General features: G+C 72.4%; 21 protein-coding genes and 2 tRNA genes. 17 read left to right on the top strand and 6 right to left on the bottom strand.

Features of this window, described 5'->3' with window-relative positions:
• Nucleotides 1–107: 107 nt before the first annotated feature.
• From folP to FGM06_RS13425, 3 genes are all read left to right on the top strand, one after another.
• A complete protein-coding gene (folP, locus tag FGM06_RS13435) occupies nt 108–2,765 on the top strand; it encodes a dihydropteroate synthase (protein ID WP_144799738.1) in 2,658 nt (885 codons plus the stop codon).
• Nucleotides 2,766–2,801: 36 nt separating this feature from the next.
• Nucleotides 2,802–4,238 (top strand): DHH family phosphoesterase, encoded by a 1,437-nt coding sequence (locus tag FGM06_RS13430; RefSeq protein ID WP_144799737.1) that lies wholly within the window; start codon nt 2,802–2,804, stop codon nt 4,236–4,238.
• A gap of 99 nt (nt 4,239–4,337) precedes the next feature.
• Nucleotides 4,338–5,408 carry an NAD(P)/FAD-dependent oxidoreductase gene (locus FGM06_RS13425; RefSeq protein ID WP_144799736.1) on the top strand — a complete coding sequence of 357 codons (1,071 nt, stop codon included), beginning with the start codon at nt 4,338–4,340 and terminating at the stop codon, nt 5,406–5,408.
• Between the two features lie 480 nt (nt 5,409–5,888).
• On the opposite strand, the gene ilvA is transcribed toward FGM06_RS13425, so the two are convergent.
• Both ilvA and FGM06_RS13410 read right to left on the bottom strand, forming a co-directional pair.
• Nucleotides 5,889–7,100 (bottom strand): threonine ammonia-lyase, encoded by a 1,212-nt coding sequence (gene ilvA, locus FGM06_RS13415; RefSeq protein WP_144799734.1) that lies wholly within the window; start codon nt 7,098–7,100, stop codon nt 5,889–5,891.
• Nucleotides 7,101–7,350: 250 nt separating this feature from the next.
• On the bottom strand, nt 7,351–7,773 hold the full coding sequence (locus FGM06_RS13410; protein ID WP_144799733.1) for a gamma-glutamylcyclotransferase family protein: 423 nt from the start codon (nt 7,771–7,773) through the stop codon (nt 7,351–7,353).
• Nucleotides 7,774–7,889: 116 nt separating this feature from the next.
• Here FGM06_RS13410 and FGM06_RS13405 point away from each other — a divergent pair, with 116 nt between their 5' ends.
• The 5 genes from FGM06_RS13405 to FGM06_RS13385 all read left to right on the top strand — a co-directional run bounded on the left by FGM06_RS13405 (nt 7,890) and on the right by FGM06_RS13385 (nt 12,150).
• Nucleotides 7,890–9,398, top strand: a complete 1,509-nt coding sequence (locus FGM06_RS13405) for a stage II sporulation protein M (protein ID WP_144799732.1) — start codon at nt 7,890–7,892, stop codon at nt 9,396–9,398.
• Between the two features lie 104 nt (nt 9,399–9,502).
• Entirely contained in the window at nt 9,503–9,976 is a 474-nt protein-coding gene (locus tag FGM06_RS13400) for an Hsp20/alpha crystallin family protein (protein ID WP_144799731.1), read from the top strand.
• Nucleotides 9,977–10,083: 107 nt separating this feature from the next.
• Nucleotides 10,084–10,527, top strand: coding sequence for an Hsp20/alpha crystallin family protein (locus tag FGM06_RS13395; protein ID WP_144799730.1), 444 nt, complete (start codon nt 10,084–10,086; stop codon nt 10,525–10,527).
• A 76-nt stretch (nt 10,528–10,603) separates the two neighbouring features.
• A complete protein-coding gene (locus tag FGM06_RS13390; RefSeq protein ID WP_144799729.1) occupies nt 10,604–11,296 on the top strand; it encodes a protein-L-isoaspartate(D-aspartate) O-methyltransferase in 693 nt (230 codons plus the stop codon).
• 80 nt (nt 11,297–11,376) lie between these two features.
• Nucleotides 11,377–12,150, top strand: coding sequence for a protein-L-isoaspartate O-methyltransferase family protein (locus tag FGM06_RS13385; protein ID WP_144799728.1), 774 nt, complete (start codon nt 11,377–11,379; stop codon nt 12,148–12,150).
• Nucleotides 12,151–12,191: 41 nt separating this feature from the next.
• Here the strand turns inward: FGM06_RS13385 and FGM06_RS13380 are convergent, their stop codons facing one another.
• On the bottom strand, nt 12,192–12,668 hold the full coding sequence (locus FGM06_RS13380) for a DUF7382 domain-containing protein (RefSeq protein WP_144799727.1): 477 nt from the start codon (nt 12,666–12,668) through the stop codon (nt 12,192–12,194).
• A 108-nt stretch (nt 12,669–12,776) separates the two neighbouring features.
• On the opposite strand from FGM06_RS13380, the gene FGM06_RS13375 reads away from it, so the two are divergent.
• From FGM06_RS13375 to FGM06_RS13360, 4 genes are all read left to right on the top strand, one after another.
• Nucleotides 12,777–13,901 carry an ATP-binding protein gene (locus FGM06_RS13375; protein ID WP_144799726.1) on the top strand — a complete coding sequence of 375 codons (1,125 nt, stop codon included), beginning with the start codon at nt 12,777–12,779 and terminating at the stop codon, nt 13,899–13,901.
• Between the two features lie 19 nt (nt 13,902–13,920).
• Nucleotides 13,921–14,268 carry a fluoride efflux transporter FluC gene (locus tag FGM06_RS13370; RefSeq protein ID WP_144799725.1) on the top strand — a complete coding sequence of 116 codons (348 nt, stop codon included), beginning with the start codon at nt 13,921–13,923 and terminating at the stop codon, nt 14,266–14,268.
• Nucleotides 14,265–14,621 (top strand): fluoride efflux transporter FluC, encoded by a 357-nt coding sequence (locus FGM06_RS13365; protein ID WP_144799724.1) that lies wholly within the window; start codon nt 14,265–14,267, stop codon nt 14,619–14,621. The genes FGM06_RS13370 and FGM06_RS13365 overlap by 4 nt, the downstream gene beginning before the upstream one ends.
• Before the next feature lie 82 nt (nt 14,622–14,703).
• Nucleotides 14,704–15,078, top strand: a complete 375-nt coding sequence (locus FGM06_RS13360) for a hypothetical protein (protein ID WP_144799723.1) — start codon at nt 14,704–14,706, stop codon at nt 15,076–15,078.
• A 48-nt stretch (nt 15,079–15,126) separates the two neighbouring features.
• On the opposite strand, the gene cca is transcribed toward FGM06_RS13360, so the two are convergent.
• The gene (gene cca, locus FGM06_RS13355; protein ID WP_144799722.1) at nt 15,127–16,545 is read right to left on the bottom strand and encodes a CCA tRNA nucleotidyltransferase; all 1,419 of its coding nucleotides are present in this window, start codon (nt 16,543–16,545) and stop codon (nt 15,127–15,129) included.
• Between the two features lie 165 nt (nt 16,546–16,710).
• Between cca and FGM06_RS13350 the strand changes: the two genes are divergently transcribed.
• From FGM06_RS13350 to FGM06_RS13340, 3 genes are all read left to right on the top strand, one after another.
• Nucleotides 16,711–16,818, top strand: a tRNA-Asn gene (locus FGM06_RS13350).
• Nucleotides 16,819–16,880: 62 nt separating this feature from the next.
• Nucleotides 16,881–17,345 carry a group I intron-associated PD-(D/E)XK endonuclease gene (locus FGM06_RS13345; protein ID WP_144799721.1) on the top strand — a complete coding sequence of 155 codons (465 nt, stop codon included), beginning with the start codon at nt 16,881–16,883 and terminating at the stop codon, nt 17,343–17,345.
• Nucleotides 17,346–17,389: 44 nt separating this feature from the next.
• Nucleotides 17,390–17,465: transfer RNA gene (locus FGM06_RS13340), tRNA-Ile, on the top strand.
• A 50-nt stretch (nt 17,466–17,515) separates the two neighbouring features.
• On the opposite strand, the gene FGM06_RS13335 is transcribed toward FGM06_RS13340, so the two are convergent.
• A complete protein-coding gene (locus tag FGM06_RS13335; protein WP_144799720.1) occupies nt 17,516–18,379 on the bottom strand; it encodes a TIGR01548 family HAD-type hydrolase in 864 nt (287 codons plus the stop codon).
• Nucleotides 18,380–18,443: 64 nt separating this feature from the next.
• Nucleotides 18,444–18,947 carry a UPF0146 family protein gene (locus FGM06_RS13330; RefSeq protein ID WP_144799719.1) on the bottom strand — a complete coding sequence of 168 codons (504 nt, stop codon included), beginning with the start codon at nt 18,945–18,947 and terminating at the stop codon, nt 18,444–18,446.
• A 39-nt stretch (nt 18,948–18,986) separates the two neighbouring features.
• Between FGM06_RS13330 and FGM06_RS13325 the strand changes: the two genes are divergently transcribed.
• Nucleotides 18,987–19,508 carry an archaemetzincin family Zn-dependent metalloprotease gene (locus FGM06_RS13325; RefSeq protein ID WP_092564926.1) on the top strand — a complete coding sequence of 174 codons (522 nt, stop codon included), beginning with the start codon at nt 18,987–18,989 and terminating at the stop codon, nt 19,506–19,508.
• A gap of 43 nt (nt 19,509–19,551) precedes the next feature.
• Nucleotides 19,552–19,851 (top strand): DUF6432 family protein, encoded by a 300-nt coding sequence (locus tag FGM06_RS13320; RefSeq protein WP_144799718.1) that lies wholly within the window; start codon nt 19,552–19,554, stop codon nt 19,849–19,851.
• Nucleotides 19,852–19,861 lie beyond the last annotated feature (10 nt).

Genomic DNA, 19,861 nt, shown 5'->3' with positions numbered 1-19,861 from the left:
CGTCGGTGGAGTCGCTCGGCGCGACCGCCGGCCCTCGCGGCCGGTGACGACCCCGCCGTTCGCCCCGGTCCGTTACGCCTAAGCGACGCGGAGCCGACCCACGGGACATGGACTACCACGAGGCGGCGGGGTTCCTCTTCGACCTCCGCCGCTTCTCGGTCAAGCCGGGGACCGAGCGCGTCGCGGCGCTGCTCGACCGGCTCGGCAACCCCGAGGACGACGTGCCGTTCGTGCAGGTGGCCGGCTCGAACGGGAAGGGGAGCACGGCGCGCATGACCGAGTCGATCCTGCGCGAGGCCGGACTCTCGGTCGGGCTCTACACCTCGCCGCACCTCTCCGCGCTCGCCGAGCGGATCCGCGTCGACGGGCTCCAGATGACCGAGGACGCGATTACCGGCTTCGTCGAGGAGGCGAAGTCGTGGCTCGTCGAGCGCGCGGCCGCGGGCGAGCCGCTCACCTTCTTCGAGGTCGTCACGGCGATGGCGGTCCGCGAGTTCGCGCGCCGCGACGTCGACGTCGCGGTGCTGGAGGTCGGGCTCGGTGGGGAGTACGACGCGACGAGCGCGGTCACGCCCGTCGCGACCGCCGTGACGAACGTCTCGCTCGAACACACCGCGGTCCTCGGCGACACGATCGGCGAGATCGCCCGCACCAAGTCGCGGATCGCCGAGCCGGGCGCCCCCTTCGTGACGGCCTGCGAGGGCGAGGCGCTCGACGTCGTCCGCGAGGTCGCCGGCGAGGCGGGCGCGCCGGTCGCGACGGTGGCGGGGGCGGGCTCGGACCGCGACGCCGACGGCGAGGGGGACGCGGACGCCGACAGCGACGGAGACGACGCCCCCGCCCTCTCCGTCGCCTACGACGGGCGCGTGAGCCCGACCGACGCCGAGGTGACGCTCGCGGGCGAGGTCGCGGGGACGTACCGGATCCCGCTCGTCGGCGACCACCAGGCGACGAACGCGGGCGTCGCCGTCGCGCTGGCCCGGCGGACCGCGGCCGCGGTGGCCGACGACGGAGAGAGCGGGGGGACGGAGGCCGACCCCCTCCCGGAGTCCGCGGTCCGCGACGGGCTCGCGCGGGCGACGTGGCCCGGGCGGTTCGAGGTGGTCGACACGGCGCCGCTGACCGTGCTCGACGGGGCGCACAACCCGGCCGCCTGCCGGACGCTCGCGGGGACGCTCGCCGAGTACGACTACGACGACCTCCACCTCGCGTACGCGGCGATGCACGACAAGGACCACGCGGGCGCCGCGAGCGCGCTCCCCGACGCCGCCTCGGCGGTCACCTGCCGGCCGGCGCTCGACCGCGCGGAGGACCCCGAGGTGCTCGCGGTAGCGCTCCGCGACGCCGGCGTCGACGAGGTGACCGTCGGCGACGACGTGGCCGCCGCGCTCGACGCGGCGGTCGCCCGCGCCGACCCGGACGACTGCGTGCTGCTCGTCGGCTCGCTGTTCGCGGTCGCCGAGGCCCGCGCGGCCCGGCTCCGGACCGTGACGCCGCGGTCGGTCGGCGGGGCCGGGGGACGAGACGGGAGCGACCGGGGGGCCGCCGCGCGCCGCGCGCTCGACGCGGCCGGAGTCCCGCCCGACGCGGCCGCGGCCCGGGCGGACGGGATCGACCACCGCGTGCTCACGCTCCGGCTGCGCGGCGACCGCGCCGAGCGCCTCGCGGCCGCGGTCCGGGCGGTCGGCGGCGACGCCGCGATCGGGGGACTCGGCGCCGGCGAGGGGCGCGTCCCCGGCGGCGAGCAGGTGCCGATCACGCTCGGCGCGACGGTCGAGGAGTACCGCGAACTGCTGGGTCGCCTGCGCGCCCGAGAGAGTGAGGGGCTCGCGGGCGTCGCGATCGATATCGCCGATCGGCTCGGCCTCGGCGAGGGCGATCTGATCACCGAACGCGGTCCGGACTCAGCTCCCGACTATCCGTGGACCGACGGCACCGCGGTGATGGGCGTGCTCAACGTCACGCCGGACTCATTCCACGACGGCGGGCGTCACGAGGCGCTGGCGGACGCGGTCGCGGGCGCCGAGCGCATGGTCGAGGCCGGGGTCGACGTCGTCGACGTCGGCGGCGAATCGACCCGGCCGGGAGCGGAGCCCGTCCCCGTCGCGGAGGAGATCGACCGGGTCGTCCCGACGGTCGAGGCGGTGCAGTCGGTGCCGGCGGTCGCCGACGGCGACGTGTTGATCTCGGTCGACACGCGGAAGGCCGACGTCGCGGAGGCCGCGCTTGAGGCCGGGGCGGACGTGATCAACGACGTGACCGGGCTGGAGGACCCCGCGATGCGCGAGGTCGTCGCCGAGGCGGACTGCCCGGTCGTCGTGATGCACAGCCTCGACGCGCCGGTCGACCCGACGAACGACCCCGAGTACGACGACGTCGTGAGCGACGTGATCTCGGCGCTCCGCGAGCGGCTGGCGCTCGCCGACACGGCCGGGATCGACCGCGACAGGGTGATCGTCGACCCCGGCCTCGGCTTCGGGAAGTCGGCGGCCGAGGCGTTCGAGCTGCTCGACCGCGTCGGGGAGTTCGCCGCGCTCGACTGCCCGGTGCTGATCGGTCACTCGCACAAGTCGATGTTCGGGGGGGTCGGCCGCGACCCGGACGACCGCGAGCACGCCACCGTCGCCGCCACCGCGCTCGCCGCGGATCGGGGGGCCGACCTCGTGCGCGTCCACGACGCGGCGGAGAACCGCGCCGCGGTCGACGTCGCCGCCGCGGTGAACGGGGCGCTGCGGGAGGACGGCACCGACGTCCCCGGCGAATGACGGCAGCGTTTTCCTTTCGCACCCCGTCGCGCCCGTATGGCCCGGCGTCTGCTGCTCGGCTGTAGCGCGGTCGGGAACACGCTCGTCGACCGCAGCCGCGAGGAGGGCGTCGAGCTCGTCGCGATCACCGACGACACCGGATGGGTGTCGACGCTCCGCGACCGCAACGTCGCCACCGTCGAGGCCGATCCCACCGACCCGTCGGCGTACCCCGACCACGCCGCGGTCGTGCTGATCGCGAGCGACGACCCCGCGCGCAACGTCGCCGCCGCGGAGGCCGCCAGGGAGCGCTACCCGGACGCGATGATCGTCGCGCACGTCGGGACGAACCCGACCGCGGCCCAGGGGTCGGCGCTGGAGGCGGTCGCCGACCGCGTCGTCGACCCGGTCGAGGCGTTGGCCGCGCGCGTCCGGGAGGCGACCGACGCCGACGGCGACGAGCTGCCGGTCCGGCTGCTCTCGACGCTCCGCGAGCTCTCCGGTCCCCTCCTCGTCGTCGCGCACGACAACCCCGACCCGGACGCCATCGCGAGCGCGATCGGGCTGGCGCGGGTCGCCGACGTCGTCGGCGTCCCCGCCGACCCCTGTTACGGCGGCGAGATCGCCCACCAGGAGAACCGCGCGATGGTGAACTTACTCGACCTCTCGCTGTCGACGTTCGACGACATCGATCTCGACGACTACGACGGGGTGGCCCTCGTCGACCACTCCCGGGCGGGGATCAACGACAGCCTCCCCGAGGAGTATCCCGTCGACGTGGTCGTCGACCACCACCCGCCCCGCGGGCCGGTCGCGGGGTCGTTCGTCGACATCCGGCCGGACGCCGGCGCGACGAGCACGCTGATCGAGGAGTACCTCTCGCGGCTCGGCGTCGAGCCGGAGCGGGAGCTCGCCACGGCCCTGCTGTACGGGATCCGGATCGACACGAAGGACTTCACCCGGTCGACGTCGATCCCGGACTTCGAGGCGGCGGCGTCGCTGTCGCCGCTCGCCGACGAGTCGACGCTCGAACGCGTCGAGAGCCCGAGCGTGAGCCAGGAGACGCTCCGGGTGCTCGCGAACGCCATCGAGGGGCGGGACGTCCGGGGGTCGACGGTCGCCTCCTGCGTCGGCGAGATCAGCGACCGCGACACCCTCGCGCAGGCGGCCGAGCGCCTCCTGGACCTGGACGGCGTCACGGTCACGTTCGTCTACGGCTACATGGACGGGGTGATCTACGGCTCCGCGCGGTCGCGCGGCGCGGAGCTCGACGTGGGCGAGCTGCTCCGTGACGCGCTCGACCCGGTCGGCTCCGCGGGCGGCCACGCCACCATGGCCGGCGCGCAGGTTCCCCTCGGCATTCTGAAGGAAGTCTCGGAGTCAGAGTCGCTGCCGGAGGTCGTCGAGGCGTTCGTCTCCGGCCGGTTCTTCGAGGCGCTCGACGACGCGCCGACGCAGCCGACCGGCGCGCCGCCGGAGTTCCCGACCGAGTGAGCGACCGCCTCACGGCGGAACCGAGGGGGCTCCCGCGGTCGGCCGCCCGCCGCGCCCGATGGCGCAACCTACATATTTCGCGGCGGCGAACAGTATTGCATGACTGACGATATTGTCGACCACCGCCGACTGATCATCGCCGGCACCGGTATCGCGGGGCTCTCCGCGGCCATCTACGCCGCGCGGTCGAACAACGGCCCCCTGCTCATCGAGGGCGACGAGCCGGGCGGCCAGCTCACGCTCACCACCGACGTGGAGAACTACCCCGGCTTCCCCGAGGGGATCTCCGGGCCGCAGCTGATCAACGACATGAAGGCGCAGGCGGAGAAGTTCGGCGCCGAGGCCCGCAACGGGGTCATCGAGGACGTCTCGAAGGAGCCGGCGGGCCACTTCCGCGTCGAGCTCACGAACGGCGACGCCTACACCGCCGACGCCGTGATCGCCGCCTCCGGCGCGAGCGCCCGGACCCTCGGCGTCCCCGGCGAAGACGAGCTGATGGGGTACGGCCTCTCGACGTGCGCCACCTGCGACGGCGCCTTCTTCCGCGGCGAGGACATGCTCGTCGTCGGCGGCGGCGACGCAGCCATGGAGGAGGCGAACTTCCTGACGAAGTTCGCGGACACCGTCTACATCGCGCACCGCCGCGAGGAGTTCCGCGCGGAGGACGTCTGGATCGAGCGGGTGATGGACAAGGTCGAGGACGGCGAGATCGAGCTCCTCCTCAACACCGAGCTCACCGAGATCCACGGCACCCCCGAAGACGGCGTCGACCACGTGACGCTCGTCGAGCACCCGAACGGCCACCCGACGGAGAAGCTGGAGGACCCGGCGACCGCCGACGAGGTCGACGAGTACGAGTTCGATGTCGGCGCCGTCTTCTTCGCTATTGGCCACACGCCGAACACGGACTTCCTCGAGGGGACGGGGATCGAGACCGACGACGACGGCTACCTGATCACCGAGGGCGGCCGCGGCGGCGGCCAGACGCGCACCGGCGTCGAGGGCCTCTTCGGCGCGGGCGACGTGGTGGACTTCCACTACCAGCAGGCGGCCACCGCGAGCGGGATGGGCGTGAAGGCCGCGCTCGACGCCGACGACTACCTCTCCGAGCGCGAGCGCGCCGGCGAGCTTTATGAAACTGAGGTCGACGCCGCGGCCGCGGACGACTAATACGCGCTCGCCATTGTCGGTATTTATAAATAATCGGCCGGTTCCGATTTCGGCGATTGACGATTAACTGGTTGCGAGCCGACCGCTGCCACCGCTCCGGACACTCGTTTATAAATAGCTTACCGCGAACCGGCGGCGAACACCGCCAAAGCCCCAGCCGCTCGGCGATACGTGGCTGCTGCCGGGGAGGACATCGCCAAAGCCCCAGCCGGGAGGACTCGCGCGGCTCGCTGTGGTCCTCGTCGCTCGTTCCACTCGCTCCTGCGGTCCTTGCGTCGCCGTGCTTCGTCCTCCCGACTGCCCCTTTGGGTCCCACCCCGCCCCGCACAGCACCGCAGCCTCACTCCTCCCCAGCCTCGCGGCTCCCTCCGCTTCGCTCCGGTCGCCGCGTCCCTCGCGCGTGCGACTCGCGGCCTGCGGCCGCTCGTCGGCACGCGCCACCGCAGTTCTATTTATAAATGGTCGTCGTGATCGCCTGCTTCACGACAGGATCTCGACCACGTACCCGTCGGCCTCGAGCGCGTCGACGATGTCGGCGGCGTGTTCGGCGTCGTCGGTCTCCAGTTCCAGTTCGAGCTCGGCTGCGTTGACGGCGACGTCCCGCGAGGTGCGGTCGTGGTGGACCGCGTACACGTTCGCGCCGGTGCGCGCGACGATGCTGGAGACGCGCTCCAACTCGCCGGGGCGGTCCTTCAGGTCGACCGTGATCTTGAGGTACCGACCCATCTGGACCAGCCCGCGTCGGATCACGGTGCCGAGTCGGTTGAGGTCGATGTTGCCGCCGCAGAGCGCGGCGACGACCGTCTCGCCGTCGTCGTACTCGAACGCCTCCGAGAGGATCGCGGCGAGCGACACCGCGCCGGCGCCCTCCACGAGCGTCTTCGAGCGTTCGAGGAGGAGCGTGAGCGCGAGAGCGATCTCGCGGTCGTCCACCGCGACGACCTCGTCGACGTACTCCGCCATGACCTCGAGGGTCTCCTCGCCGACCGCCCGCGTGGCGATCCCGTCGGCGATCGTGTCGACGCTGTCGATCTCCACCACTTCGCCCGCCTCTAGGGATTTTGCCGCCGACGCCGCGCCCTCGGCCTGCACCCCGACGACCCGCACGTCGGGGAGCTGCGCTTTGATCGCGACGGCGACGCCAGAGATGAGGCCGCCCCCGCCGATCGGGACGACGACGGTGTCGAGCTCGGGGCAGTCGTCGACGATCTCCAGCCCGAGCGTCCCCTGCCCGGCCATCACCACCGGGTCGTCGAACGCGTGGACGTAGGTGCGTCCCTCCTCGCGCTCCAGCTCGTGGGCGTACGCCTGCGCCTCGTCGTAGTCGACGCCCTCCAGTCGGACGCTGGCGCCGTACCCGCGCGTGGCCTTCACCTTCGAGACGGGCGCGAACTTCGGCATCACGACGGTGGCGTCGACCCCGGCGCGCTGGGCCGCGAGGGCGACGCCCTGCGCGTGGTTCCCCGCGCTCGCGGTGACGACGCCGGCCTCGCGCTCCGCCTCGGAGAGCGTCGCGATCCGGTTCATCGCGCCGCGGATCTTGAACGCGCCGGTGCGTTGGAAGTTCTCCAGCTTGAGCCGGACGTCCGCGCCGCTCATCTCGGAGAAAGTCCGCGAGCGCTCCAAGGGCGTGTGACGCGCCACGCCGTCGACGCGGTCGCGCGCCGCGTGAACGTCTGAGAGGGACAGCATGCGTTCCCGTCGCCGCGCCGGCCGCTAATCGGTTCCGGTCCGGGCCGTCGCTCCCGAATTTCGCCCGGGCGACGGACCGCACGCTCCGGAACGAGCGGGAACGCGACGGGCGAGCGACCGGCTCGCCGTCTGTGAAAGGGGGGAATGCACGCGTGTGACGTGCAACTGGATTCAAGCGGGCGGCATACAAAAAGGTGGGGCTAGCGGAGCGAAAGTGAAACCGCACGACTGCGACGCCGTCATCCGCCCGTCAGACGGATTTTCGGGGGGTCAGTCGCACCCGCACGTCGGCTCGTTCGAGGTACGCCTCGACCCGCGTCGCGAACCCCCCATCGGGACCCGAGGACCCGTCCGGCCACGTCGCGTCCGCGTCGAGCCGGTCGGGGTCTCCCACGTAGACTGCGGCCCGGTCCGGATGCCCCTCGGGCGCGTCGAGCGGGACGTTCTCCCGGATGTACAGTCCCTCTCCGACGCCCTCGTACTCATCGAGTGCGGTCGTCTCGTCCGTCCGTAGGAGCCGACCGGCCGTCTCCCCGCCCGGCGCCAGCGTCGGATACCGCCCCTCGACGAGGCGGAGCCCGGTCAGGGTCGCCGGACCGACGAAGACGAACGAGTCGAGGACCTCGGCGACTCGGTCGGGCTCGGTCAGCGTCCCGTACACGAAGACGTCCATGGGTCGTGTGGGTCGTTCGCACGCTTGAAGCTTCGGACACGGGAGGCGGGAGCGCCGGCGACGGACCGAGCCGCGACACGCGGACCGTTAAGTGCCGGACGGCCGAACCGGCCCGCATGGACCTGTCCTCCGCCATATCCGCCACGACCTCCACCCTCCGGCGGCGCCCCGCCGACCTGATCCCGTTCTACCTCCTCGGAACGGCGGTCCCCGTCATCGCTCGGATCGGGATGTTCACCGCGCTCGCCGGCGTCTACCTCCACTTCGAGCTCACCGGCCGGCTCGCTGCCGCCCGCGACGCGCTCGCGGGAATCGACCTGACGCCGCCCGACACGCAGGACCCGGAGGCGCTGCAGGCGTGGAGCGAGTCGCTCGCCCCGGCGCTCGAACCGCTCGCGTCGCCGACGGCGATCGCCCTCCTCCTGGCGGGGACGGCGGCGACCGTCGCGCTCGCCGTCCTGACGTACGCCGCGGTCTCGGCCGGTCAGCTGTCCGCCGTCGTCGCCCGGCTCCGGAGCGAGCGCGGGCTCACCGCGGGCATCGCCGGCGCCCGCGCCCGCTGGCTCACGTTCCTCGGGATCTACGTCGCCGAGCTCTGCTGCTGGCTCGGTGTCCTCCTCCTCGGCGGGCTCGCGGTCGGCGCCGCGTTCGCCGTCAACCCGTTCCTCGGGGCCGCGGCCGCGCTGGTCGTCCTGCTCGTCGGGCTCGTCGCGCTCCTGCTCGTCCGGGTCGTCTTCGCGTTCGCCCCGGCCGCCGTCGTCGTCGACGACGCCGGCGCGGTCGGTGCCGTGGAGGGTGCGGGCGGATTCGTCCGGTCGAACCCGGCCGACGCCGCCGCCTACCTCGTCGTCGCCGTCGGCGTCCTCGTCGGGATCTCGTCGGCCGCCTCCGCGCTCGCGTTCCTCGGGGGCGGGGCGCTCGTCGCGCTCGTCAGCGCGGTCGTCGCCGCGCCCGCGCTGGACCTGCTCAAGACCGTCCTCTACGGCGACTACCGCGGCGCCGTCGACCCGCTCGACCCGCCCGAGGCGACCCTCCGCGCGCAGCTCTCCGGCGGCGTCCGCCGCGGCTGGCGAGAGATGACGACGTTCGTGCGCCGAACTCCGGGACTACACGCGCTCGTCGTCGTCGTCGGGATCGGGTTCGGCGCGCTCGGCTGGCTCGCCGTCGACCCGTTCGTCGGCGCCGTCACGACCTCCATCGAGGGGCGGCTCGTCGGCCACGTCCCGCCCGTCGCGGCCCTCAACTTCTTCGGAAACAACTGGTCGGTCGCGATCGCGACGTCGCTCTCGGGCGTCGCGCTCGTGGTCCCTGCGCTCTCGTCGATCGCGTTCAACGGGTTCGCGCTCGGCGCCACGGCGGCGCTAGAGGAGAATCTCGTCGCGCTCGCGGCGTTCGTCGTCCCCCACGGCCTCTTGGAGATCCCGGCGCTGTTCGTCTCCGGCGCGCTCGGGGTCCACCTCGGGATCGTCTCGTGGCGAACGCTCCGCGGACGGCGCTCGCGCGAGGAGTTCGCCGACGCCCTGGAGACCGCGTTCTGGGTGCTCGTCGGCGTCGGACTGCTGATCGCCGTCGCCGCGTTCATCGAGGGATTCGTGAGCCCGTACTACTGGCGGCCGTTCCTCTGAGGCGCCGCCGGCGACTCTCCTCGCTGAGCCGGGCTCTCTCCGCCGATCCGTTCTAACACTCGCGCCCGTACGTTCAAGTCGCTCCGTCACGAATCCTGACCCGTATGACGCGACGCGATCCCTTCGGCGAGATCGAGGAACTGCTCGAGCGAATGGGCCGGGAGTTCGAGGAGCTCGGCGGCACGCTCGACTCGCCGGGCGGTCCCCAGTTCACCGGCGCTCGCGACGTCGCCGTCGACGTGATCGAGGACGACGAGTCCATCACGGTCCTCGCCGACCTCCCCGGCTTCGACGACGAGGACATCGAGGTCGAACTGCGGGAGGACGCGCTGTCGATCGCGGCGACACGCGAGGAGGAGCGCGACGTGGAGGTCGCGGACGGCGACGACGACGCGCACGACTCCGACGTTCGGTATCACCGCCGCGAGCGCCGGTCGCGGTCCGTCTCGCGGCGGATCCCGCTCTCCGAGCCCGTCGAGCGCGACGGCGCGACCGCCTCCTACGAGAACGGGGTCCTCACCGTCACGCTGCCGAAGCGGACGGGCGACGGCGGGGGCCACAGCATCGACGTGAGCTGAGCCCGATCCCTCTCCGTAATCGTCCCGATATCCAGCCCTCGTGCTGCGAGATAGCAGCGCTCTGGCCGTGTTTAATACCTCGCGACACCTTTCTAGCGGTGATTGTCATGAACAGATACAACCCCTTCGACGAGATCGAACAGTTCCTCGGCCGCACCCCGTTCGACGTCGATCGGGCGTGGGGGCGCGACCTCCGGACGGCCGACGTCGACGTCGCGGAGTACGACGACGAGTTCGTCGTCGTGGCCGACCTGCCCGGCTACGACCGCGAGCAGATCGACGTCCGCGCGACGGACGGTCGGCTCACGATCACCGCAGAGCGCGCGGAGACGACCCGTGACGGGGAGGCCGACGGCGACTCGGCCGCGGGCGAGACCGCTCGATACCTCCGGCGCGAGCGACGCCGCGAGTCGATCACGCGGACGGTCGATCTCCCCTCGTCCGTCGTCGAGGACGAGGCGAGCGCGACGTATCGGCACGGTGTACTCACCGTGACGCTCCCCAAGGAGACCGACGACGACGCCGACGGTCACCGGATCGACGTGGAGTAACGAACCGCTCGAGACCGACCGGCCTTTTAACGGGACCGCCGACACTTTCTCCACTCCTGCCGTGCTACCGTTCCGCATGGACGACGCGAACGGACCGGGCTCCGGAGACGGTCCGGGACGCGAGGAGCGCCCGGACTTCGCGACCGCTCGCCGGGAACTCGTCGACGCGCTCCGCGGTCGCCTCGACGTGAGCGAGCGGACGCTGTCGGCGATCGAGGCCGTCCCGCGGCACGAGTTCGTCCCCGAGAGCCACCGCTCGCGCGCCTACGCCGACCGGCCGCTCCCGATCGGACACGACCAGACGATCAGCGCGCCGCACATGGTCGCGGTGATGACGGACCTCCTCGAACTGGACCGGGGCGACCGCGTCCTCGAGGTCGGGACCGGTTGCGGCTACCACGCCGCCGTCCTCGCCGAGGTCGTCGGGCCGGGGAACGTCTTCAGCGCCGAGTACGTCCCGGAACTCGCCGCCGACGCGCGCGAACGGCTCGACCGGCTCGGGTACGACGTGACCGTCCGAGCCGGTGACGGCCGCGAGGCGTTCCGCGACGAGGCGCCGTTCGACGCGGCGTCCCTGACGTGCGCGGCGAGCGGCGGCGTCCCCGATCCGATCGTCGAGCAGGTCCGGACCGGCGGTCGGATCGTCGCGCCGGTCGGCGACGGGGGCTTCTTCGGCCGGGGAGGACAGCGGCTCGTTCGCCTCGCGGTCCGCAAGGACGGCGTCGAGCGGGAGGACCACGGCGGCGTCCGGTTCGTGCCGATGCGGTGATTCCCTCTCTGGCGGGTCGAGAACCGTCCCGCCGCCGCGGCGAACGAGCGGTTTTAGGCGACCGAGCACCGAGTCCGACCATGGACGAGGCGTCGCTGCGGGCGGACATGATCGAGGGGCTCGAACACGAGCTCGGCGAGCCGCTCGGCGCCGCCGTGCTGACGGCCCTCCAGCGGGTCCCCCGCGAGACGTTCGTGGACGACTCCCCGTACGCGAACGCCGCGAGCGACGAGGCCGGCACGCGCGTCCTCGCGCCGGCGACGGCAGTCCGGCTGATCGGCGCGCTGGACGCCGCCGAAGGCGACGACGTCCTCGTGGTCGGCGCCGGCGTGGGCTACTCGGTCGCGATGCTCGCCGAGATCGCGGGGTCGAGGCACGTCCACGCGATCGACATCGACCGCGAGGCCGTGTCGATGGCGCGTTCGAACCTCTCCGCGGCCGGCTACGACGCCGTCCTCGTCGACCGGCGAGACGGCGTGAACGGCCTGCCGGAGTACGCGCCCTACGACCGGATCCTCCTCGAGGCGGCGGTGCTCGAACCCCCCCGCGCGCTCAGGAAGCAGCTCGCCGACGGCGGGCGGCTCGTCTACCCGCGCGGGAACGCGGTCCAGACGGTCGCGGCGATCGAGGGCGTCCCAGACGGGACAGGGAATCCGGACGACGACGCGCCGCGAGGATTCCGAACCGTCGAGACCGCCGGGCCGGCCCGGCTCCGACCGATGCTCGTCGACGGCGAGCAGCGCGGCGTGGAGCGGAACCGAACGCGCCGCGAGGACGCCGAACGGGCCGAGCAGGGCCACTTCGCGCCGCACGGGTGGGAGCAGGAGTGGATCGACTGGGACGACCGGATCTGAGGGTGCGGACGGCTGTCGGCGCCCTCCCCTCTCCTCCCCCCTCACTCCTCGACGACGAGCACCGCCGTGTTCTCCCGCTCGTCGACGTAGTCGCCCTCGGCCGGCGGCTTGACCTCCATCGTGAGCGTCCCGTCCGGCTGGTTCGGTCCCAGCTCGGGCGCGACGTCGACGGTCGCGACGCCCTCCTCGTTCGTCTTCGCCGTCGCCACCCCGTCGATCTGCGCGGACCCGCTGCGGACGATCACCGTCGCGTCGGCGACCCGCGCGCCGTCGGGGTCGATGACGGACACGTCGATGGACTGCTCGCCCGGCGTCGTCACCTCCGGCTGCGGCCGCGCGTCCACCTCGGTCGCCGAGAGCCCCTCGATGTCCCCGATCATCCCCATCATCACGCTGAGGCTCGCGACGCCGACGACGAGAGCGATCACCAGCCTGACCGGTAACCCCTCGATGGCGCGGCTGTCCGTGCGGAACGATCGGCGGTTCGCGGTGCGTCCGTCGCGTTTCGAGTCGGACATACCCCCGCTGGCCGCGGTATCACTGATAAACGGTCGGACCGGTCGGGAGCGGCTCCGGCGGGCCCGTCCGTCCCGATCCTTTTGTGCGATACCGCGGCCACCGCCGGTATGCACGTGCTCGGACGCGAGGACGACGGGTATTGCGCCGCCGACGGCGACGCGGATCGCGCGTCGGACACCACCGCGTCGCTCCCGACGGTCCGCCTCGGCTCGTTCCTCGCCCGCGACGGCAGCGCCGGGGCTCCCGTCGGCGTCGACGCGGACCGGCCGCACGCCGGGGTCGTCTTCGGGAAGCGCGGCACCGGGAAGTCGTACACGCTCGGCGTGCTCGCAGAGGGGCTCGCGGACGCGCCGGGCGTCTCTCCGATCGTCGTCGACCCGATGGGCGTCTTCGGCGGACTCCGGGACGCGGGGGGCCGCGCGGTCGACCCCGCGATTCGTCCGACCGCGATCCCGGCGGCCGCGTGGCCCGACCTCCTCGGACTCGATCCGACGAGCGGCCCGGGCGGGGTGGTGTGGCGGGCCGTCGCCGAGGCGGCGGAGGACGCGGGCGTCGCGGGAGGCGCGGACGCGGTCTCGGTCGCCGACCTGCGCGGCCGCGTCGCCGAGGCCGACGCGCCGGCGGACGCCCGCCGCGCCGCCGCGAACCACCTCCGGCTCGCGGCGTCGTGGGGCGTGTTCGACGCCGACGCGCCGCCAGTCGCCTCCCTCGCGGCCGACGGCGCGCCGACGGTGCTCGACCTCGCGGGGGTCCCCGAGGCCGCCGCGGCCGCCGTCGTCAGGGCGATCGCCCGCGGGCTGTACGACGCCCGAGTCGACGGCGACTGCGACCGGCTCCCGTGGCTGCTCGTCGACGAGGCGCACGCCTTCTTCGGCGGCGTCGCCGACCCCGCGCTCAGGACGCTCCTGACCCGCGGCCGCGCGCCGGGCGTCTCGCTCGTCTGCGCGACGCAGCGCCCCGGCTCCCTCCCGAGCGTCGCCGTCTCCCAGTCGGACCTGCTGGTCTGTCACCGACTCACCGCCGAACGCGACGTGGCCCGGCTCGCGGAGGCGGACGCGACGTACCTCGCCGGGGACCTCGCCTCGCGGCTCCCGACCGGCACCGGCGAGGCGCTGGTCGTCGACGACGCGACCGAGACGGCGCACACTGTCCGGGTCCGCCAGCGGCGGACGCCGCACGGGGGCGCGAGCCCGCGGGCGAGCGACGCGGCCGAGTCCGAAGGTCCAAGGTGACCCCCGGCGACGCGTTCGCATGGAACGGACGCCGCTCGGGTTCCTGCTCGTCGCCGCCGGCGGCTTCCTCGGCGCGGTCGCCAGACACGGCGTCGCCGTCGCGGTCGGAACCCCCACCGGCGCCGGCACGCTCGTCGTCAACGCCGTCGGGTCGTTCGCGCTCGGCCTGTTGGTCTCTCGGGCGACGACGACGCGCACGCAGCTGTTCGTCGGCACCGGGGCGCTCTCGTCGTTCACGACCTACAGCACGTTCGTCGGCGACGCCGTCGCGCTCGGGGCGCTCGCCGGAACCGGGTACGTCGCCGCGAGCTACGCGGTCGGGTTCGCGGCCGCGCTCGCCGGGCTCTTGGCCGGGGGGCGGCTGTGACCGACCCGCTCCTCGCGGCCGCGCTCGTCGGCGTCGGCGGATCGCTCGGCGCGGTCGCCAGACACGCCGTCGGGCTCCGGATCGAAGGGCGCCGTTCCGTGGTGGTCGTCAACGCCTTCGGCAGCCTCGCGCTCGGCGCCGCCCTCGCCGCACCGATCGGCTCGGCGGCGACGCTCCTCCTCGCGGTCGGCGCTTGCGGCGCGTTCACGACGTTCTCGTCGTTCGCCGTCGAGACGGTGTCGACCGCGCGCGTCGGGGAAGGGGACGTCGCCGTCGGCTTCGCCGCCGCGAACCTGCTCGCCGCGCTGGCCGCGTTCCTCGTCGGTTCGGCGCTCGTCGGCGCGGCCGTGTGAACGCGTGCGCGTGCGGCGGCCGTTCCCGGACGCGACGCCCGAGAGCGACAGGTACAGGCCCCTTCGGGACGTATCGCCTCGCGTGACCGACGACGCCGAGAGCCGCCCGAACGAGCGCGCCGACACCGAGCGCGTCGCCGCCGAGCCGGACCCCGCCGAGGCCGACGGGGGTGCCGCGACCCCGGGGACCGAGACCTCGCAGGCCGCGACCGGAGCGTTCGGCGACGACGCACCGGCGTTCGGCGACCTCTCGCTGCCGCAGCGGGTGTTCGTCGCCGCCGTGCAGAACCCCACTCGCGGCGTCGTGATCGCCGGGCTCCTCGCGTTCGGCTTCTCCTTCTACGTCGCCTTCTGGCTCGTCTTCCCCCGCGTCGCGGCGTTCATGTCCGCGATCGGGGCGGTCCTCGTCGCGATCGTCGCCCTCGTCTACCTGGTCTCCGACCGCGTCTCTGGGTGAGATCGCGAGACTGGTGACGGCGGCGGCGACGGAGGCCCCGGGTAGCGATCACGGGTGCGGTTCGTAGAACTCGCGGAGCGCCCTCCCGAACGTCGGCGCCAGCGTCGCGACGGCGTCGCCGACCAGCACGTCGCGCTCGGCGAACGCCCGATCCACCTGCGCCCCGAGCGCGACGTCACCGGCGGCGTCGCTCTCGAGGTACGCCCGCACCGTCGTGAACTCCCGCTCCCGCTCGACGACGTACCGGTCCCCGTCGATGAACGGGCCGTACGTCTCCGGGTCGACGTCGTCGGCGTACGACTCGTAGAAGCTCGCGGCGTGTTTCCGCACCGCGACCGGCGGCCCCTCGTGGCGCTCGACCGCCGGCCGCTCGGCGACCTCCAGCTCGGCGTACAGCGCGGCGCGAACCGGCCCGGTCGGGCCGCGCTCGGCCCGCTCGTCGTCGACCATCGCCTGCGCGCGCAGCACGTCGAACCCGCGCGCGTTCAGCCCGCGGACGACCCCGTCGAGGGAGCGCCGGAGCTGGGGCCACAGCTGGTCGTCGACCAAGTCGGGGGCGTCGAAGACGACGGCGATCGGGGTCGTCTCCCGTCGGTCGAGGTGGTCGCGGACGCCCGCGACGTCGAGCGGATCGGGGTCGTCGGGCTCGAACAGCGACTCGCGCGGCGCCGCGAGCAGCTCGCGGGCGTAGTGCTGGAACCGGGCCGCGTTCGCGGCGGAGAGGACCGCCGCGACGTTCCGGGTCGGGTCCGTGGGGTCGACGACGACGAGCGGGTCGTCGAACGTCGCCTCGGCGTGGCCCTCCGGGTCGAACTCCACCGGCGGGTGCCAGCTCCGCGCGGACTCGACGAGCGGGACGAACCCGCCGAGCTCCAACACCAGCAGCTCCGTCAGGTACCCGGAGAACCCCTCCGTGCGGAGGTCGCTCCCGTACGCGCCGATCCCCTTCAGGAACGCCTTCGCGAGCACGACGTCCTCGGCCAGCTCGTCGTCGAGCCGCGCGGAGAGGTAGGCGTCGTGGAACGGCGTCCGGTCGACCGCGGAGACGAGCTCCGCCGCGGCCTCCACGTCGTGACACGGGACGAGGTCGACGTCGAACCCCTCGTAGGTCCCCTTCACGTACGGGTGTTCGGCGTACTCCTCGTGGCCGTCGGGGAGGACGGCGTGGCCGACCGCGAGCCCGTACTCCTCCAGCTCGGCGCGGTCGAGGTCCGGTTCGAACCGAACGAACAGGTCGACGTCGCGGTCGCCGGAGACCCACGTCCCCCGGGCCGTCGACCCGACCTGCACCACGTCCGCCTCGACGGGGAGATCGGCGATCGCCTCGCGGGCGCGCTCGACGAGCTCGGCCGCGACCGCCCGCAGGTGCTCGCGTTCCTCGGATTCCGGGATCACCCGGTCGCGGACGCGCGCGAGGACCGCTTCGAGGTCGTCGGACCCGGGATCGTCCGACTCGGGATCGTCCATACCCGTTTCTCTCGCGGTCCGGCCGAAAACGTGTCGGTCGGTGAGGGCGGCGGAGCGGTCCGCGGATCGATGGCGGCCGCGTTCCCCGTCGCCTTGTCAACCCGTCTCCCCCGAGTCAGGCGGAAACGAAAGCCATATCAAAACAACGCGAGTACCGGAAGATGAGCCGAAGTAGCTCAGTTGGTAGAGCGCCTCGCTGTTACGACGCTCGGCGGACTTCCCCCGAACGTCACAGTCACGAGGCGGTCCCAGGTTCGAGTCCTGGCTTCGGCGCTTCCTTTGCGCGGCTCTGATCGTGACCATACACTTTGTACGATATCGACGTAACAGGTCGTATGTCGCGCTCCGAACAGTACGACCGGCTTGATGAGCCACAGAAACGCGGTCAGGCAACCGAAGCGATCGTCACGGGAGAACTGATCGCTCGTGACGTCTCCGTTCTTACACCGGCATGCGACAACGAACCGTACGACCTCGTGGCGGAGGTCGCCGGTGAATTCTATCGACTTCAGGTCAAAACTGCTTATGATAGCAAACGCGATGGCGCCGTGGTATTTCGGACCCGAAGCGTCCGAACCAAAAGCGAGGGATACGAGCGGGAAGGATACGAGGGCGAGATCGATTACTTCGCCGTGTTCAACGTCGGAGAAGAGGAGATATATCTCGTCCCGATCGAGGACGCCGGAGCGACGACGACCACGATCCGATACGAACCCGCCGCGAACAACAATCGGGCGAACGTGAACTGGCACGCGGAGTATCGGCTCGATACCGTCCTCTCTCATCTCCGATCGGGGTAATGCGGTAATCTAAAGAGTGCCGCTCGTATAACACGGATCGACGCGGGCCTTTAGCTTAGTCTGGCTCAAAGCCCTCCGCTCATAACGGAGTGATCGCCGGTTCAAATCCGGCAAGGCCCATCCTTCCGCGGTGAGCGTCCCCGCGAGCCACGGGTGCGACCTCGTCTCGGCTACTCCAACAGCTCGACCAGTTCGTTCACGTCGTCGACGACCGCGTCGGCCCCGTTTTCGGCGAACTTCCGGCGACCGTCCTCGCCGGTCAGGCCGCCCGTCAGCACGCCGATCCCGTAGTAGACCCGGCCCGGGTCCTCGTCGTCGGCGTTGCGCGCGGTCCGGACGTCGTCGAGGGTGTCGCCGGCGAACGCGACGCGCTCGGCGCCGAACCGCTCCGCGAGCTCGACGAGCGCCCGCGGATGGGGTTTTCCCTCCTCCCAGTCGTCCATCGTGAACCGCCGGTCCTCGGGGACGTCGAGGCCGACGCGCTCCAAGGCGATCTCCGCCTCGGCCGCGGGCCGCCCCGTCAACACGCCCACGTCGAACCGCTCGGTGAGGTTCGCGATCGTCTCCGGGTCGACCAGCGTCGGCTCGTCGTGGATGTACCCCGGCGCCGACAGCGGCGGTTCGCCCCCCTCGAGCTCCCGGTACAGCTCCTCGCCGAGGTACAGCGCCTGGAACGTCTCGCGGAGGAGTTCGGTGTCCCACTGGTCGCGGACCCGCGCCTGCGCGACTCGGGGGAGGTCGCCGACGACCGCCTTCGCCGCGGCGAGGCCGCCCCCGGCCTCGGCGACCCGGTCGGTGAACGCGTCGGGGTCCATCCCGAGCCCTTCGCGGCGCGCCAGCACGTACAGCGCGGCCGCGTCCGTCAGCTCCCAGTCGTTGTTGAATCCGCCGGCGTCTTTGAACGCCTGGACCGTGTCGCGGTCGATCGTCTTGCCGCACACCCTGTCGACGGACTCGATTATCGCCCGCCGGTACGAGTCGCCCACGTCGACGAGGACGCCGTCGATGTCGAGAACGACTGCGTCGACCTGCATACCCGTACGCCGGCAGGTGAGGGAAAGAACGTTCGGGTTCGCGGCCGATTCGGCCGGAAGCGCGTCACCGTCCGCGGCCGGTTCCGGGGGAGCCGCTTCCCGCCGAGCCGCCGCGAGCGACGTAGACGGTGGTTCCGGCGAGCGACCGGCGACGGACCGGCACCGTCGGCTCCTCGAAGCCGAGGGTGGTGAACAGGCACGCGGCGTCGAGGCGCTCGGCGAGCGCGACCGTCGGGCGCTGGAGCTCCGCGGGGAGGTTGCAGGCGTACACCGCGTCGGGGTCGCCGACCGTCTCGCGGAGGTCGGGATCGACCCCGCCGCCCGCGGCCTCCGCGAGACCCAGCACGTCGGCCTCGACGGCGCGGAGCGAGCCGGTGACCGTCGACGCCTCCGTCTCGCCGGCGGCCGCCAGCGTGCGCTCGCCGACGGCGACGTCGATCGCGACGACGTCGCGGCCGCGCTCGGCGAGCGATCGCGCGACGCCGGGACGGTCGCCGACGCCGACCTCCAGCAGCCGGTCGTGGCGGGCGAGCTCCTCGACGAGCGCCCGACGGGGCGGTGAGACCACGGCGCGGGCTTTATGATTGGGGCGGTCATAAGCGGTTCCATGCTCGTGGACATCGTCCCCGTCGGGGAGGTCACCCCCCGCGTGAAACGGGAGGCCTCCGGCGCGCTCCGATCGGTATACGACTGTGACGTCACGGTCCACGACGATCAGCCGATCCCCGAGACCGCCTACGACGAGGGTCGCGACCAGTACCGCGCCGAGGACCTGATCGAGACGGTCAGTCGGGTCGGGGGCGGCGAGAAGAACATCGGTATCACCCCGCAGGACCTCTACTACCGCCGCCGGAACTACGTGTTCGGGCTCGCGTACCTCAACGGCAACGGCTCCGTGATCTCCACCCACCGGCTCCGCACCTCCTCCGACGGGGGAGTGTCCACGAAGCCCGCGGTCGACGTGTTCTCGGACCGCGTCCGGAAGGAAGTGGTCCACGAGATCGGCCACACGCTCGGGCTGGAACACTGCGACAACAGCAAGTGCGTCATGTCCTTCTCCCCGACCGTCCGCGAGGTCGATGTGAAAGAGGAGAACCTCTGCGGCTCCTGTTCTCGGCTCGTGCGGTAACCCCGCCGGTAGAAGTAAACCCCGTCCTGTTCAACTAACGCCCATGGCCGCAAAGCCGGAATACCGCGACCGCCCCGACGTCGAGGTCGCGCTGCTGGACGCCCTCGTCGACCGCGGCGACGAGGGGATGACGGTCTTGGAGCTCCGCGCGGCCGTCGACGCCGACATCGACGCCGTCGAGGAGGCGCTCTCCGCGCTGAAGGAGGACTCGCTCATCACCGTCGAGAGCGAGGAGAGCGTCCGCGTCTACGCGCACGACCGCGTGATCCCCGACCCCGATGCGCCGAGCGAGGAGCGCCACGGCGGGCTCGTCGACACCATCCGCGACCGGCTCGGGCTGTAGGCTCGTCCGC

Source organism: Halorubrum depositum (assembly GCF_007671725.1).
GTDB classification, from domain to species: Archaea; Halobacteriota; Halobacteria; order Halobacteriales; family Haloferacaceae; genus Halorubrum; species Halorubrum depositum.
The sequence above is the reverse complement of the archived record's forward strand: the minus strand, read 5'-3'. Positions and strand labels throughout refer to the sequence as shown.

Bases quoted from the DNA above. Each gene is read 5' to 3' on its own strand.
- folP (WP_144799738.1), top strand. From the start codon at position 108: ATGGACTACCACGAGGCGGCGGGGTTCCTCTTCGACCTCCGCCGCTTC.
- FGM06_RS13400 (WP_144799731.1), top strand. From the start codon at position 9,503: ATGACGCGACGCGATCCCTTCGGCGAGATCGAGGAACTGCTCGAGCGA.
- FGM06_RS13335 (WP_144799720.1), bottom strand. From the start codon at position 18,379: ATGCAGGTCGACGCAGTCGTTCTCGACATCGACGGCGTCCTCGTCGAC.
- FGM06_RS13380 (WP_144799727.1), bottom strand. From the start codon at position 12,668: ATGTCCGACTCGAAACGCGACGGACGCACCGCGAACCGCCGATCGTTC.
- cca (WP_144799722.1), bottom strand. From the start codon at position 16,545: ATGGACGATCCCGAGTCGGACGATCCCGGGTCCGACGACCTCGAAGCG.
- FGM06_RS13320 (WP_144799718.1), top strand. From the start codon at position 19,552: ATGGCCGCAAAGCCGGAATACCGCGACCGCCCCGACGTCGAGGTCGCG.
- FGM06_RS13370 (WP_144799725.1), top strand. From the start codon at position 13,921: ATGGAACGGACGCCGCTCGGGTTCCTGCTCGTCGCCGCCGGCGGCTTC.
- FGM06_RS13345 (WP_144799721.1), top strand. From the start codon at position 16,881: ATGTCGCGCTCCGAACAGTACGACCGGCTTGATGAGCCACAGAAACGC.
- FGM06_RS13425 (WP_144799736.1), top strand. From the start codon at position 4,338: ATGACTGACGATATTGTCGACCACCGCCGACTGATCATCGCCGGCACC.
- FGM06_RS13410 (WP_144799733.1), bottom strand. From the start codon at position 7,773: ATGGACGTCTTCGTGTACGGGACGCTGACCGAGCCCGACCGAGTCGCC.
- FGM06_RS13395 (WP_144799730.1), top strand. From the start codon at position 10,084: ATGAACAGATACAACCCCTTCGACGAGATCGAACAGTTCCTCGGCCGC.
- FGM06_RS13325 (WP_092564926.1), top strand. From the start codon at position 18,987: ATGCTCGTGGACATCGTCCCCGTCGGGGAGGTCACCCCCCGCGTGAAA.
- FGM06_RS13405 (WP_144799732.1), top strand. From the start codon at position 7,890: ATGGACCTGTCCTCCGCCATATCCGCCACGACCTCCACCCTCCGGCGG.
- FGM06_RS13375 (WP_144799726.1), top strand. From the start codon at position 12,777: ATGCACGTGCTCGGACGCGAGGACGACGGGTATTGCGCCGCCGACGGC.
- FGM06_RS13430 (WP_144799737.1), top strand. From the start codon at position 2,802: ATGGCCCGGCGTCTGCTGCTCGGCTGTAGCGCGGTCGGGAACACGCTC.
- ilvA (WP_144799734.1), bottom strand. From the start codon at position 7,100: ATGCTGTCCCTCTCAGACGTTCACGCGGCGCGCGACCGCGTCGACGGC.
- FGM06_RS13385 (WP_144799728.1), top strand. From the start codon at position 11,377: ATGGACGAGGCGTCGCTGCGGGCGGACATGATCGAGGGGCTCGAACAC.
- FGM06_RS13390 (WP_144799729.1), top strand. From the start codon at position 10,604: ATGGACGACGCGAACGGACCGGGCTCCGGAGACGGTCCGGGACGCGAG.